At 42.3% G+C, this 14,702-nt stretch carries 13 protein-coding genes; 3 read left to right on the top strand and 10 right to left on the bottom strand.

From position 1 onward, the window contains the following. Nucleotides 1-129 precede the first annotated feature (129 nt). From PU629_RS07025 to PU629_RS07015, 3 genes are all read left to right on the top strand, one after another. The gene (locus PU629_RS07025; RefSeq protein ID WP_275283575.1) at nt 130-1,323 is read left to right on the top strand and encodes a C40 family peptidase; all 1,194 of its coding nucleotides are present in this window, start codon (nt 130-132) and stop codon (nt 1,321-1,323) included. Nucleotides 1,324-1,431: 108 nt separating this feature from the next. Then, on the top strand, nt 1,432-2,955 hold the full coding sequence (locus tag PU629_RS07020) for a hypothetical protein (protein ID WP_275283574.1): 1,524 nt from the start codon (nt 1,432-1,434) through the stop codon (nt 2,953-2,955). Continuing rightward, entirely contained in the window at nt 2,952-3,647 is a 696-nt protein-coding gene (locus tag PU629_RS07015; protein ID WP_275283573.1) for an OmpA/MotB family protein, read from the top strand. Before PU629_RS07020 ends, PU629_RS07015 begins: the two co-directional genes overlap by 4 nt. 59 nt (nt 3,648-3,706) lie before the next feature. On the opposite strand, the gene odhB is transcribed toward PU629_RS07015, so the two are convergent. The 10 genes from odhB to greA form a co-directional block, all read right to left on the bottom strand. Beyond that, nucleotides 3,707-4,960: a 2-oxoglutarate dehydrogenase complex dihydrolipoyllysine-residue succinyltransferase gene (gene odhB, locus PU629_RS07010; RefSeq protein WP_275283572.1), complete on the bottom strand. Its 1,254-nt coding sequence runs from the start codon at nt 4,958-4,960 to the stop codon at nt 3,707-3,709. 21 nt (nt 4,961-4,981) lie between these two features. Continuing rightward, nucleotides 4,982-7,798 carry a 2-oxoglutarate dehydrogenase E1 component gene (locus PU629_RS07005; RefSeq protein WP_275283571.1) on the bottom strand — a complete coding sequence of 939 codons (2,817 nt, stop codon included), beginning with the start codon at nt 7,796-7,798 and terminating at the stop codon, nt 4,982-4,984. A gap of 512 nt (nt 7,799-8,310) precedes the next feature. Next, nucleotides 8,311-8,550 carry a YrhC family protein gene (locus tag PU629_RS07000; protein WP_275283570.1) on the bottom strand — a complete coding sequence of 80 codons (240 nt, stop codon included), beginning with the start codon at nt 8,548-8,550 and terminating at the stop codon, nt 8,311-8,313. 193 nt (nt 8,551-8,743) lie between these two features. Next, nucleotides 8,744-9,208, bottom strand: a complete 465-nt coding sequence (locus PU629_RS06995; RefSeq protein WP_275283569.1) for an S-ribosylhomocysteine lyase — start codon at nt 9,206-9,208, stop codon at nt 8,744-8,746. 1 nt (nt 9,209) lies between these two features. Continuing rightward, nucleotides 9,210-9,908, bottom strand: coding sequence for a 5'-methylthioadenosine/S-adenosylhomocysteine nucleosidase (gene mtnN, locus PU629_RS06990; RefSeq protein ID WP_275284372.1), 699 nt, complete (start codon nt 9,906-9,908; stop codon nt 9,210-9,212). Between the two features lie 217 nt (nt 9,909-10,125). Then, the gene (locus PU629_RS06985; protein ID WP_275283568.1) at nt 10,126-10,806 is read right to left on the bottom strand and encodes a YrrS family protein; all 681 of its coding nucleotides are present in this window, start codon (nt 10,804-10,806) and stop codon (nt 10,126-10,128) included. Nucleotides 10,807-11,035: 229 nt separating this feature from the next. Beyond that, entirely contained in the window at nt 11,036-11,278 is a 243-nt protein-coding gene (locus tag PU629_RS06980) for a hypothetical protein (RefSeq protein WP_275283567.1), read from the bottom strand. 160 nt (nt 11,279-11,438) lie between these two features. After that, nucleotides 11,439-11,945 carry a hypothetical protein gene (locus PU629_RS06975; protein WP_275283566.1) on the bottom strand — a complete coding sequence of 169 codons (507 nt, stop codon included), beginning with the start codon at nt 11,943-11,945 and terminating at the stop codon, nt 11,439-11,441. An 88-nt stretch (nt 11,946-12,033) separates the two neighbouring features. Then, nucleotides 12,034-13,782 carry a peptidoglycan D,D-transpeptidase FtsI family protein gene (locus PU629_RS06970; RefSeq protein WP_275283565.1) on the bottom strand — a complete coding sequence of 583 codons (1,749 nt, stop codon included), beginning with the start codon at nt 13,780-13,782 and terminating at the stop codon, nt 12,034-12,036. Nucleotides 13,783-14,170: 388 nt separating this feature from the next. After that, nucleotides 14,171-14,647 (bottom strand): transcription elongation factor GreA, encoded by a 477-nt coding sequence (gene greA / locus PU629_RS06965; protein WP_275283564.1) that lies wholly within the window; start codon nt 14,645-14,647, stop codon nt 14,171-14,173. Nucleotides 14,648-14,702: the final 55 nt, after the last annotated feature.

Genomic DNA, 14,702 nt, shown 5'->3' with positions numbered 1-14,702 from the left:
CAATATATTTCAATTGTTACAAAGCGGTAAAATAATGACATAAATCCTTAATCTTAGCGAAAAACAATAACTCCTGTCGATTGATATAATGTAATGGAAGTTGGACTAAATCTCAGGAGGCATTATTTTATGAGGAAAGTGATTTCAAAAAAGGTAATCGGAGCCTCTTTAGGGCTTTTACTGCTCGCCTCACCCGTTACAGTGTCTGCCAAAACGGGCAGTCTTGAATCATTAAAATCACAACAAAAGCAAATTAATACGAAAACCACACAAGTTCAAAAAGAACTTAGCGCTAATAAATCCAAAATACATACGCTTACCGGGCAGATTACAAAAGCCCAAATTAAAATTGGTGAAACGCAAGATAAAATGAAATCTCTAAATAAGAAAATTGACAGCACCCAAAAAAGAATCACTAAGCGTACAAATATCCTAAAGCAGCAAGTCAAATCTACCTACGTTCAGAGCTCAAACTATGATATGGTTAATCTTCTTCTGAATTCGGATAACTTTGGGGACTTAGTGACTCGCGCTTATGCCGTTTATCGAATTACGAATCAACAAAAGAAATTAATTGATCAACAAGTAGCCGATCAAAAGACATTGCAGGATGCTAAAAAACAGTTGAAAACAGAAACTGATAAAACGCAACAAACAGTTGATCAATTAAATCAGTATATAGCTGATCTTCAATCAACAATTTCCAATCAACAAGATACGCTGAATAACTTACAAAGTCAGAAAGCAAATGTCAACTCAAAGATCAAATCTTTGTCCGTTCAACCGGTGATGCAGCCTGTCTCATCTAAATCAGCATCAAAGAGTTCAGCATCAGATAATAAGTCATCTAACTCATCATCTGACAAAACGTCTAACTCATCAAGCGAGTCATCTGTACCGTCTATTGCAATACCAAAAGCTGCGGTTAGCGGAAATGTCTCTGACATCGTAGCAAACTCTGAAAAATGGATCGGCCATTCCACTTATGTATTTGGTGGAGGACGTAATTCCTATGACCAAACTCATGGCCGTTTTGACTGCTCAGGCTATGTCCATTGGGCCTATGAATCTATCGGAATTGATATCGGCGGTTGGACGACCTCTGCCCTGCAATACGTTGGAACGTCGGTTTCACCAAGCAACATGCAACCAGGTGATCTTGTTTTCTTTAATACTTACCAACATAATGGTCATGTTGGTATCTATATTGGAAACGGTCAGTTTATTGGTTCTCAAAGTTCTTCTGGCGTTTCAATTGAAAGTTTACACAACAGCTACTGGGCCAGTCATTTCAGCGGCACTGTACGACGTGTATTAAATTAATTCAAGTATTCCCTTTTCAGGTTAAAAATAAACCTGTGAAGGGAATTTTTGTTTTTTAGACAAGGTTCCCTCCTTCTCTGCATAGGTATTGAGTAGGAGGTGTAAAGAATGAACCTGACCCTTGTGATTATTGGCATCATTGGACTTTTAATCCTCTTTGGTTTCATAAGCCAGATCCAGCTTTCTTATGCCTTAAACCGTTGGCTGAGTCATGTCGAGCATCGACTTGCAGAGCCCTCATCGCACCACTCTGAGTTCTCATGGATTCAATCCTTAATCGCCTCTTATAAGCAAGCAGCCTCCAGAGAGCAGGAGGTTAACACGCAAGCTTTAATTGAGGTTCACTTTTCCAAACAACCCGTTCGATTGCTTGGATTATTTCCCGTCCCCATTAGCAACGCTTCAAGCCTTTTATCCTACTTACCCTCTTTCACTATCATATTAGGAGTGCTTGGAACCTTTATCGGTTTAACAGAATCCATGTTCTCCATGCAAAATGCCTTGCTTTCAATGGGAGGTTCCTCAAGTAATCCCGTAACAACGGGTACGATTTTATCAGCTATTTCCTCTCCATTTAAAGGCATGAGCTTAGCCTTTCTCACAAGTATTGCTGGAATTGGGGCTTCCCTTCTCCTCAATCTTATTCAAGGTGGATTTCTATCTAACGGACAATCAATCAGCTTTAAAATAGAACGCTTATTAACGGAACTTGAGACCTTGCTCGACCATACCATCCAGTCCGAAGTTCGGAAAACGAAACCCCATGACTTTTATGAATCTATCCTTGACCGTTTAGCAGAGCGGATTCAGGAAAGCTTTCAGCTGACACTTGGAACGTTTTCTAACAGTCTCATGAATTTTACAGATGACTTACATAAGAACCTTAAAGGACTTGAAGCGTTATTCATGGATTTTGGTAAGTACCGGGAAGCCCTTACCACTTCTTCTAATCAACTTGTTTCTTTTGGTGAAACCTTTCAAACGACAACGGAAACTTATCAAGACATCAATCACGGCATGGAAAACCAGCTTAGTCGCATAAACGAAGCGGTTGACAAAGTACTTTCGAGAGTTGAGCAGCAGGAAAAACGGTATGAGCAACAGACTAAGCAAATGGCGCAGCTTCTAGAGTCCAGCCAGAAGCACTCCGATACTTTGAGCCGGCAATTCTTGCATGCTTTAGAGCAGCAGATGCAAAACTTTCATGATAAATACGATCACGCAGCAGAGACACTTGGGCGTCAGCAAGAGGATTGGCTTTATCAGCATCGCGATATGAACAACCAATATGCCCAAGGTACAGAAACGATGGTTCAAGCGGTTGAACAATTGGAAAGAAGCCTCATTCAAACGGCGGAAAAACTGAAGCGAGATATTTTAGATCAACAGAAGTATCAGCAAGAGAGGCAATTACAGATTTTAACGCGCGATCAGGATCGGAGCGGTGAACGCGATATGATTCGCTTCTTCGATCAAATCAGTCACGGGATGGATCGTGGCTTTGATGACCAGCGCCGCTATTATCAAGAGTTTGGTCAACTATTAGCTCGAGTGGCTAGTCTCCTGGAGCAGTCCTATCGATCGACCTCCTACAGCTCCTCAACGCTGTCGACGCGAGTGATTGACCCATGAGGCGCTCTAAGTGGCGGTTTCAAGGAGAGAAAGCTGGGGAGCATTACTGGCCTTCTTTTACCGACATGATGTCCATGGTTGTCCTTGTCTTTCTATTCATCACTATAATTGCCTTTGTTAAGAGCATAACAGACGCCAATCAGCAGGCCCAAATCAAAAAGCAATTAACCCAGGCGACACAAGTCAAACAACAAATTTCTAACATCATTGATAAAAAATTGGAGAGTCAGGTGGGGCGAGACAAAATTACGCGCGGTCCCAACAACACGATCTCAGTACAAGGGGACGTCTTGTTCGATTCTGCAAGTTCTACCATCAGTCCAAAAGGTACAAAAATATTAAAAAGTGTTGCGGATGGTCTCGTCAGCATTATAGATGATAAAAAGTTGAGTCCTTATATCTATATTATCCAAATTGAAGGCCATACGGATTCGATTCCCTATGACAACTGGAGCCTGTCCACTGATCGGGCTCTATCTGTTCTTCGCTACCTTCAAAAAGCCAATCCAAAGCTTGCTGAGGACCAATATGCCAAATACCTTGCCGTCACAGGTTATTCCAAATATAAACCGGCTGTCAAAGGAACTACTTCCTCGGACTTGGCCAAGGATCGCCGCATCTCTTTTCAAATTATACTGGATGACAACAAATGGCAAAGCCATATAAATGATGTTCTGGCCGGCAAAGGATAAAAGTGTAAATAAAAAACTGACAAGAGCGAATGCTCTTGTCAGTTTTTTCATATAGATTATTAACCTTCAAGAAGAAGAGATTCTGGATCTTCAAGAAGCTGCTTAACACGAACAAGGAAGCTGACAGCCTCTTTTCCATCTACAATACGATGGTCGTAGGAAAGCGCTAAATACATCATTGGGCGATTTTCCATGCGTTCTTTATCAATAGCCACTGGACGCCATTGGATCGAGTGCATGCCCAAGATCCCAACTTGAGGTGCATTTAAAATAGGTGTAGACAATAGGGAACCAAATGTTCCGCCATTTGTAATCGTAAAAGTTCCGCCTTGAAGATCACTAAGGCCTAATTTATTATCACGTGCTTTTTTCGCAAGGTCACCAATTTCCCGCTCAACACCGGCAAATGTAAGGCGATCCGCATCACGAACAACCGGAACAACTAAACCTTGGTCAGTCGAAACTGCCACACCAATATCATAAAACTTCTTAATTAAAAGCTCATCGCCTTGAATTTCAGCATTTAAAAGAGGGAATTCTTTAAGTGCGCCAACAACAGCTTTTGTAAAGAAGGACATAAAGCCTAATTTAACACCGTTCTTTTCCACGAACTTCTCTTTGCGACGATTACGGACATCCATGATCGCCGTCATATCAACTTCATTAAAAGTAGTCAGCATAGCAGCCGTATGTTGAACTTCTACTAAGCGCTTCGCAATTGTTTGGCGCCGGCGTGTCATTTTCTCACGCACAACTGGCTTAGTGGGATCATCTTGACCGGCTGACACAGCCGAAGCCTTTGGAGCAGGTGCAGAAGCTTTCGCTAAGCCTGCAGCATGCTGCTTAATATCTTCAGTGCGGACACGGCCAAGCGGATCCTTGGTTTGAACTTCATTTAAATTAACGCCTAGCTCACGAGCAAGCTTGCGAGCAGCTGGAGAGGCTACCGTGCGACCATTATCATCAGTGGTTTCAGCAGCAGGTGCAGCGGTTTTAGGTTCAGCTTTAATTGCCTCTTGCTTCGTTTCTGCTTTTGGAGCTTCAGGTGCTGCGGCAGCTGGGGCTGTGCCTGCCGCTGCATTTGGATCAAGCACTGCGATGACAGAACCGACTTCAACTGTATCGCCTTCTTCTGCTTTAATCTCAGTTAAAACTCCCTCATCCTCAGCGCTGATCTGAACATTAACTTTATCTGTCTCAAGTTCAACAATGTCATCGCCTTTATTGACTTTATCTCCTACATTTTTCAACCATTTAGATACAGTACCTTCTGTAATGGATTCTGCGAGTTCTGGAACTTTAACTTCGATCACGATAGAAACCTCCCCTTTTAATTAACGATATAATGCCTCTTTTATGATGCGAGATTGTTCACTCTTATGAATGCCTGGTTCACCAGTTGCTGGGCTTGAACGGTCAGGACGCCCGACATAGGATAAGTTAACGCCTTTTGGTGCCAAAGCTCTAAGTCTTGGTTCCATATAGAACCATGCTCCCATGTTCTTAGGCTCTTCTTGAACCCAAACAATCTCTTTTAAATTCTTAAAGCGTTTAAACTGAGCAGATAAAGCCTCTTCTGCAAAAGGATAGATTTCTTCTACTCGAAGCATTCTTACCCATGAATGGTCCGCTTCAGATGCTTCTAGATCCGCCGCTAAATCCATTGCCATCTTACCTGAAGAAAGAACAAGACGCTCGACATCTGCCAGCGTGCCTTTCGCAGCAGGATGTTCAATAACCGGCTGGAAGGTTCCTTCTGTAAACTCAGATGGACTGGAAGCGACCACTTGGTTACGCAAAAGACTCTTCGGTGTCACAACGACTAATGGGCGGATATAATCTGTACCCATTAACGCTGCTTGCCGTCGCAATAGGTGGAAATAGTTAGCTGCACTGCTCAAATTAGCCACAGTCCAGTTATTCTCTGCAGCAAGCTGTAAGAAGCGTTCTAGACGGGCGCTGGAATGCTCGGGTCCTTGACCTTCGAAACCATGAGGCAAGAGCATAACAAGACCGGATTTTTGACCCCATTTTGCACGGGCAGAGCTGATGAATTGGTCAAACAGCACTTGAGCGACGTTTGCAAAATCCCCAAACTGAGCTTCCCATATGACCATTGTCTCAGGTGCAAACACATTGTAACCATATTCAAAGCCTAGTACAGCGACCTCAGAAAGCGGGCTGTTATGAAGCGCAAAAGAAGCTTTTGCACTTGGCAGGGTATGAATAGGTGAATACGTTTCCCCTGTTTTGGAGTCATGTAAGACTAAATGGCGGTGAGCAAAAGTCCCTCGCTCAGAATCTTGACCGGTAAAACGAATCGGTGTGCCGTCACTTACAATGGAAGCTAGCGCAAGCGCTTCGGCATGAGCCCAATCAATCTTGCCGTTTTTCTCAAACACACCTGAACGGCGCTCAAGAATCCGTTTTAACTTAGGATATACCGTAAAGGATTCTGGCCACTTCAAAAGATTCTCATTTATCTCTTGTAAAGCCTCAGCCGGAACCGTTGTATCAACGGCAGGTAATCCATCTGCAACAGACGCTGGAGGCTCAAGTTCTTCAACTTGACCATTGGAACTTGCGCGAATTTCATCATAGACAGCTTGAAGATGGTCCTGAACCTGCTGATCTAACTGATCCACATAAGCTTGATCCACAACCCCTAATTCTTGAAGGGCTTTGCCATAAAGAACCCGCACCGTTTCATGAGCATTCACCATGCTGTATAAAACAGGGTTGGTAGCCATTGGATCGTCCATTTCATTGTGTCCGTAACGACGGTATCCTGCTAAATTAATTAAAATATCCTTTTTAAAGAGTTGACGATATTCATAGGCTAAGTCGATGGCCGAAAGACAAGCTTCAGGTTCATCGGCATTAACATGGATGACAGGAATGTCAAAGCCTTTTGCTAAATCACTGGAGTAGCGCGTCGAGCGGCCTTGATGGCTTTCCGTCGTAAAACCAATAAGATTATTTGCAATAATATTAATGGTCCCGCCTGTTTTGTAAGCATCAATTTGACTGAGGTTAAGCGTTTCAGCAACAACCCCTTCTCCAATGAAAGCCGCATCCCCGTGAATCACAACGGGTAAAGCCAGTGATTCCTCTTGAGTAGGATAACCTGGATTCGATCGATCATCTTGGGAAGCGCGTGCATAACCTTCTACGACCGGGTTAACAAATTCAAGATGACTTGGGTTGTTGGCTAAAGTGACACGCGCCACTACTTGACCATTTTCTTTAATTTTACGAACGCCGCCCAAGTGGTATTTCACATCACCTGTCCAGCCTTCGTTCGTCCACTCTGATTTTTCAGACTCTGGTGTGTGATTGAATTCAGATAAAAGTTTTTTATATGGCTTATCTACAACGTGTGCGAGTACATTAAGACGTCCGCGGTGAGCCATGCCAATCACGATATCACGCGTTTTATTCTCTAAGCTCTTTTTCACTAATTCGTCTAGCATTGGAACGAGAACGTCCACACCCTCAATAGAAAAGCGTTTTTGACCCACAAAGGTTTTGTGGAGGAATTTCTCAAGACCTTCTACTTCTGTCAAACGCTTAAGCAGCTGCTTGCGTTCTTCTGCATCAAATGATCTTAAATAGTTCCCGCTTTCAATTTTGTGTTCCAGCCATTCACGCTCTGCCGTTTCTTCAATATGTTCAAACTCGAAAGCCAAATAACCCGTGTAGGCTTTTTTGAGCTGATTAACCACATCGAGGGCATGACGCATTGAGCCGTTTGGATTATCATAAACGACTTGGGCCGGAATACTTTTCAAATCATCTTCAGTCAAGCCGTAATCGCTGAGTTCTAACTTAACCCCGTTGGCGCGATCGACTTTCACATTTAATGGATAAAATTGGGCGATGAGATGGCCATCTTTTCTAATGGCTTGAATAAGCTTAACAGCGGCCAACACTTTTTCAACGTTTGGACCACTATAACTTTGATTAGCAGTAGCGGATGCCGCTGCTACATCTCCTGAAGGCGGTGCTCCAAATTGATCAAATAAAGCTTTTAGCTCTGGATCTACTGCTGATGGATCATCAAGATACAAATCATATTGATCTTGGACGTAACCGAGGTTTGGACCGTTAAGCCCTTGCCATGGATCCGTTCCCATTCTCTCCGTTGCCATGCAATGACACTCCTCACTGCTCATCTCTAGTTTTAAAGAAAAGAGTTAATAATGAATAAAATTACCTTGCTACCTATGCCATTTTAGTACAAAAGACTTGACTAAACAAGTAATAGCTGTTTGGATCTCATAAAAACGCTTAAAACAGTTTGAATTCTTGTAATGCTTCACTAAATATGCCTATTCCATTTTGAACAAAATGAAACACCCGGCGACAGTTTTTTAACCTTTCTCCGAGTTTACTAATTTTATAAGGGAGATTGCCAAAAAGCCGGTAGAGAGCCACTTTAAACGAGTTGACTTGTTCAAGTCTTATACTAACGAGAAGCGGATAGGAACATGACCTAAATAGTTAGCCTCTAACTTTAAAAAGATCAAAGGCGGTCATCGACTCCTCTTATTTAAGAAATCAATACTTAACCCTTTATTCCTTTAAAGGAATATCCTACTATTTAAGTTCACACTTATTTTAATACAAAAAAAGGATAGCCTCAATGGCTACCTTCCATTTTCTACAAATTTTTATATTTTTTTTCGAGTCTTCGCATTAATGTATAAAAAAATAAAGACACGCTCAAAAGGAGACAGCTCGCAAGCATACAATAGCTTGTGTTAAGTGTACTCTTGTCGTCAAATGGTAAAAGGGAACCAATATATAAAAACGTGCTTAAATAGAGGAAGATAAAACTAAATCGTTTATAATCATTCCGATTCTTCTTCATCATTTCAATTTCTTTTTCTTGGATGTGCACGCCTCTCACCTCCCTCTCACACTCTATCATGTTTTGAGGGGGCATGGCATTGGGAATTGATTCCTTTCAAAGAGTCATTCATAACTTTATCAATCTATTGAGAAGAAATCCGCTCAAGTTTTGAGGGAGATTTGTGTTTCGCTGGACCCTGAACAAGTCTCCTTCGCTTTCCACGCTTCTCCCCTTTTCTTTATTAATCGGCAAAGACCTGTGTCCAACCTTCTTTTTCTGCTAACATTTTGGATGCGATCGCTTTTGCCCCTTCAAGGCTGTGATTGGCCGCCCAGCCGCATTGAACCGGATTGCAGGCAGGAACCTCTGTAGCTTCAAGGACGTCATTCAATGTTTTCTCTAGTGCTTCCAACACGTCCTCATAAGAGTCATTGTTTAAAATCGCCAAATAAAAACCCGTTTGGCAGCCCATTGGTCCAATATCAATGACGTTATCCATATGATTCCGGATATTCTCTGCCATTAAATGCTCAATGGAATGGAGCCCTTTCATCTCCATATGCTCTTGGTTTGGCTGACAAAAGCGAATGTCATATTTATAAATTTTATCCCCATGGCTTCCTTCTGTAACGCCGACTAGACGCACATAAGGCGCTTTTACTTTTGTATGGTCAAGATTAAAGCTTTCAACATTCATTTTTTTCATTTTAATCCAACTCCTTTAACATCAATAAGATATGTTCTGCCGAATGCTTCGCTGCGGTTTCCAAGAACTGATCAAATGAAATATGCGATTCTTTTCCTGCAATATCAGAAAGCGCACGAATAATAACAAAAGGGACTTGAAATTGGTGGCACACCTGTGCAATCGCTGCGGCTTCCATTTCAACCGCCTGAAGGTCGTGAAAATGGGCTCGTACCGCTTCCACTCTTTCTGGGTCGGACATGAAAGAATCTCCAGTAGCAATAAGACCCTTTACGACCTGAATGTCCTCTTGCGACGATCTTGCCGCTTTTTCGGCTGCCTCAACCAAACGAGAATCAGGAAGGAACGCAGCAGGAAGTCCAGGGACTTGCCCATACTCATAATTGAAGGCTGTCACATCGACATCATGGTGACGAACTTCTGACGAGATGACGACGTCTCCTACTTTTAATTTATGGTCAAATCCTCCGGCTGAGCCTGTATTTATAATATAATTGGGTGAAAATTGCTGAATGAGAAGCGCTGCCCCCATTGCCGCATTCACTTTGCCAATACCCGATTGAAGAAGAACAACCTCTTTCCCATCCACAACGCCTTCAAAAAAGTGGCAGCCGGCGAGTGTTGTCGTTATCAGCTTATCCATTTTGTTTTTGAGCAATTGGACCTCTTCCTCCATTGCTCCGATAATCCCAATTCGCATCACAATCATTTCCTCACTTATCATTTCAACTTTTTGGACATAGGGGAAACGCTCTCCCCATCCTTCTCTTTAGGGTATCATAGCTGAAAAGGTTTTTCTAACAGAAACTGCCATGTGAGAAACAAAAAGACGATTTCTCTTAAATTCAAGAGAAACCGTCCATAAAGTAAAAATTAATAAAAGGAATCAGAGGCCGTACTTGGTGTGCGTTCATCGCTTATTCTTTTGTGACACTCTTTGGCACCCAGCCTTTGTCTTTTACCCATTGGAGCATGACCACATATTTTTCATTTTGTGCTTCTTTCGTGCTGATAATGCCTTTTGACATATTAGCGGCCCCACCATTTTCAAGACGCCAAAGAATATAATCATTATCATTGATATTGGTTGCGTAAAGAAGAGCTTTAATTTGCTCCGCCCAATCGACACTTTTGGAATCATAGCTTGTTGTGTGCGGTTCCGATTGCACCGTTCCAATTGGCTCCCAAGGCCCATTTGGACCACCGCCATAGAAGTGATACACACTGCTTGTCGTAGTGGTGTCGGTTTCCCCATCGTTTGATGAAGTCGACTTATCGGATGGATCTGCAGAAGTCGTCGTGTCGGTTGACGATTTATGGGTCGAATCCGTTTTGCTTGCTCCAGAATCTGCCTTGGAACTTGCCGTCCCTGAATTTCCATCTTTGGATGAAGCAGCAGAAGTCACTCTTTTAGTAGCTGATGCTTTGTGGCTTTCGGCACTGTTTGCCGGCGCATGCATCATCGAATAAAACAAAATACCGCCAACTATTACAATAGCAACAATCACAATTCCTATTGCAAGATTCAAAAGCCTTCCTTTACTGCGGCTAGATCGCCGTGATACTCGGGATGGCATTTGCGGGTCATTCCAGGCCATTATGTATTTCCCCCTTTTAAAAACCGAGAACAATGGCTTGTCTTTTATATTTGTAAAAGCTAAAAGGCTTTTACTATAAGATTGTACCACGAACCCTTTTCACTTAATAGACTAAAAGCTTCCTTAGTTATCAACAAATTTCATGCTTAGAAGACAAATATTGGCAACCCTCTGCCGTTTATAAAAGCAAAAAGGAGGCCAGGACTCATAATTTGCGCCTGACACCCTTTTAAAGCGATTGGTTTTGATTGGAAGGAATCCCATCATTATCTGAAATTGGCGAGTCAATCAGATCACTATCGAGCACATTATTAATAGAGCTTGTATAAGAAAGTCCTATATACTGTCCATTTGCAAAGTTCTGTTTGGAGTGTGTACTCCAGCCGCCCATATTGCTCTCACCACTGGTAACGGCTCCGTTTCTAAAAACTGCATTCACATTTATAGCACCAATACTTATGTTTACTGACATTTAGCCGCCTTCTTTCTGCTGAGAAAGGATTCGGTTAGAAAAACATTTTTTTACCGTCCGCAAAAGGCTTTTTTATAACTCCTATTTATACATTACGTCATAGTAAAAAAAACGTTCTCCCATTTAAGATAAGGGGAACGTTTTTTTAACCGGCAATCCATTAACCTTCCTGTGTTTGAACACTGGATTGATTGGTTGACTCATCATTATATTGGTCGACAATATCCTGATCATTTAACAAATTTAAAAGGGATTCAGCATGATTGATTCCCAAAAATTGACCCGTGCCATAATTATTCTTAACGGTCGTACGCCACAAATCCTGTTCAATCGCCCCAGTCGAAACCGAAGAACTCATTGCGATATTATTGATATGAACCCCATCGATGTTAATCTCTATGTCCTTTAATTCATTGGGACCAGTAGACCTTTGCTTCATTATCGTATTTTTTTCAATATGAGTCATATCCCTTAGATCATTATCTTGAACCACACCAATCATCGACCTTGTCGTCGAGTGGGTGATATGGCCGACACCAAAGTTCTCCTTAACATGACTTTCCCAATAATTAGCATTGGTTTCCCCTATAAAAATACCCGATCCATTTGCAATCGAATTGACATTAATATCTCTCAACCCAAAGACATGAGAAACGAGCTTTGTCATCCAAGACGCCTCCTTTTTCTGGTCACTCCCAAACTAAACGTTCTTCTTTAAACGTTATGTGCTCGATTCCTGCTTTTATGACGGTTACTCATTCCGGCATCTTGGCTAGGCCATTGACCATGTTTTTAAAAAGCGTTAAAGCCTTCCCGGTGCCAGGAGACACATCGAGGTCAACGGCTACTAATACATATTGCGGGTCATCTGCAGGAAAATACCCGGCAAACCAAGAATTTTCCGTCCCTTTTCCTGTTTCGGCCGTTCCTGATTTCCCTGCTACTGAGTACGCCGCGTCCTGAAGGGCCCTCCCTGTACCTTTAGGGGATGTCACGACCTCTCGAAGAAGGTCTTGAAGTTGCATAATCGTGTATGGTTTGAGACTGGGGCCTTGAATCGTCTTATGAGGAAACGTCACCAACTGCATATTCCCCATGTTATTGTAATCTATTTCTGTCGCTGTTCGAACTTCCCACTTTTCTCCTCCGCGGGCAATGGTTGACATCATATTGGCAATGGCCAGAGGCGTCACTTTGACATTCAACTGTCCAATCGCGGTTTGAGCAATGGCCTTTGTTTGATGGCGGTCGCTTGCTTTTTTAAAAATCGTCGTTGTTCCTTCTCCTGGAATCTGTTCGAAATTCTGGTAATGAAAGACATCTCCTGTCCAGCCTGCTTTACTTAACAAACCTAACTTGTCAGCCGTATCATCCAGTGCATTCAGGTTGGATTCCAGCAATCGATTCCCTAATGTTGCGAACGTATAGTTACAGCTTTCAGCAAAACTATCGTCAAAGTTTAAAGTCCCTAGCTGTCTATTCGAAGCCCCATCTCCGTACACATTTTGATTGCAATCAAAACTCATTTGATCATTGACAATGTTCGATTCAATAGCCGCTGCCGCTGTCACCACTTTAAACACAGATCCAGGAAATTCTGGAGTTAGCATATAGTTTGGATATTTAAAAGGATCACTAGAATTGAGAGCCGGCCGTGACACCATGGCCAAAAGATTATTGCTTTTGGCATCAAGTAAAACGAGTCCCCCTTTTTTAATACCCGATTGAGTCACAAGCTGTTCTGCCATCTTTTGAATGGAAGCATCAAGTGTCGTCTTAACTTTTAACGGGTAATAGCTGTCACTTGCCCCAGATGAATAACGGACACTATTCTTAAAAAGCGGATCCCCATCCCCTGTCGTGTGATAAAGAAGCTTGGTTTCATTTCGTGATAAGAGGAAAGGATCAAAAGCCTCCTGAAGCCCCATTGTTCCAACAGGGGTTGCGGTTGATATAATCCCTTGATTCAAAAGGTCACTGTAACGTTTCTTTACAAGTGTTGGATTTTGCGAAGCCACTCCCAAGATATAGGAATTGAGGCTGCCTGGTTTTGGCAACGTGACTTCCAACACTTCTGCCCCTAGTATATGAAGTGCGTTAATGGATTGGGCTTGTTTACTTGAAATAGAGATGCTCATAGGCTTATAAGCAAAGGGTTGATTATGAGCCGCCAAGGCATCGGTCAAATCAGTTGAAGAAATACCTAGAATATGGCTCACCTGATCAATAGGCCAATCTTCATTTTTAAGAAAAGGAAATAAGATGAGTGCCCGCTTCTTTTCAGTCGTCAAAGAAACCCCATTGCGGTCGAGGAGCGCTCCTCTGCCGTCATTCACCACATAAGAGGTGGTCCGTTGTTCAATGCTCTTTTGAATTAAATTGACATGGCCTGACGAATAAGAGGTGGTTCTGAACAATTGAAGCATAGATAGATGATAGATAAGAAAACCAAAAGCTATTAAAAGAAGGATCCCAATTGATAGAATACGCTTAGAATGAATCATAATTCTCACCTCATTCTAAGTCTTGACACATCCAATCGGGAGTAAACCCATTACCTTTGGAGTTTCTAAAGAACGCCACAGGGTGAGGCGAGGCATACTAGTCTCGCACAAAAAAGAGGAACAAAACGGCTAATGCTACGACTCCCTTCGTTCCAAGTAAAGACTTAACCCGTGGGAGTTTCTCGAGTTTTATGGCTAGTGTTTAACAAAAAGAAGAGTTGTCTTACCAATGTGGGAATTCTCCCGCTTGCCTCGGACGAACGGCCGAGCCTCCTCACGAGTCATTCACAAATCATTAAATTTATAATTTTCTAAACAATAAAATTAAAAAAAGCACCTTTCTTTGTTGAAGAAGCCAACAAGAGAGGTGCTGTTTCGTTTACTGAAATTAATGGATCTTGACAATCTTAACTTTCAATTCGCCATCAGGCGTTGGAACGGAAACCTCATCGCCTAAACTGCGTCCAATTAGGCTCTTAGCCATTGGGGAGTCGTTTGAAATCTTCCCTTCAAACGGATCGGACTCCGCACTTCCGACAATCGTGAAGGTCTCTTCTTCACCATCTGGAAGTTCAATGAACGTAACCGATTTACCAATGGAGACAACATCTGGGTTCGACTCATCTTCCTGAATAATAATCGCATCACGGATCATTTGTTCAAGCTGTGAAATTTTAGCTTCAACAAAGGCTTGTTCATCCTTAGCTGCATCATACTCTGAGTTCTCGGATAGGTCACCAAAGCTGCGAGCTATTTTAATCCGCTCAACTACTTCCTTGCGCTTCTCCGTTCTTAAATATTTCAATTCTTCCTCAAGTTTTTGTTTACCTTGAAGAGTCATATAATGCTTTTTCTCTTCTGCCATGTCCGACACTCCTTCTGAATTAAGCTATGTCAATCGCCACTCGAGATTTCAACAA

The sequence above is a fragment of the Pullulanibacillus sp. KACC 23026 genome (assembly GCF_029094525.1).
Lineage (GTDB): Bacteria > Bacillota > Bacilli > Bacillales > Sporolactobacillaceae > KACC-23026.
Note: the sequence above shows the minus strand (reverse complement) of the source record. Positions and strands in the feature narration are given on the sequence as shown.

Excerpts from the sequence above, each read along its gene's own strand:
- PU629_RS07025 (WP_275283575.1), top strand. The coding sequence starts at position 130 with ATGAGGAAAGTGATTTCAAAAAAGGTAATCGGAGCCTCTTTAGGGCTT.
- PU629_RS07020 (WP_275283574.1), top strand. The coding sequence starts at position 1,432 with ATGAACCTGACCCTTGTGATTATTGGCATCATTGGACTTTTAATCCTC.
- PU629_RS07015 (WP_275283573.1), top strand. The coding sequence starts at position 2,952 with ATGAGGCGCTCTAAGTGGCGGTTTCAAGGAGAGAAAGCTGGGGAGCAT.
- PU629_RS07005 (WP_275283571.1), bottom strand. The coding sequence starts at position 7,798 with ATGGCAACGGAGAGAATGGGAACGGATCCATGGCAAGGGCTTAACGGT.
- PU629_RS06995 (WP_275283569.1), bottom strand. The coding sequence starts at position 9,208 with ATGAAAAAAATGAATGTTGAAAGCTTTAATCTTGACCATACAAAAGTA.
- mtnN (WP_275284372.1), bottom strand. The coding sequence starts at position 9,908 with ATGCGAATTGGGATTATCGGAGCAATGGAGGAAGAGGTCCAATTGCTC.
- PU629_RS06985 (WP_275283568.1), bottom strand. The coding sequence starts at position 10,806 with ATGGCCTGGAATGACCCGCAAATGCCATCCCGAGTATCACGGCGATCT.
- PU629_RS06980 (WP_275283567.1), bottom strand. The coding sequence starts at position 11,278 with ATGTCAGTAAACATAAGTATTGGTGCTATAAATGTGAATGCAGTTTTT.
- PU629_RS06975 (WP_275283566.1), bottom strand. The coding sequence starts at position 11,945 with ATGACAAAGCTCGTTTCTCATGTCTTTGGGTTGAGAGATATTAATGTC.
- PU629_RS06970 (WP_275283565.1), bottom strand. The coding sequence starts at position 13,782 with ATGATTCATTCTAAGCGTATTCTATCAATTGGGATCCTTCTTTTAATA.
- greA (WP_275283564.1), bottom strand. The coding sequence starts at position 14,647 with ATGGCAGAAGAGAAAAAGCATTATATGACTCTTCAAGGTAAACAAAAA.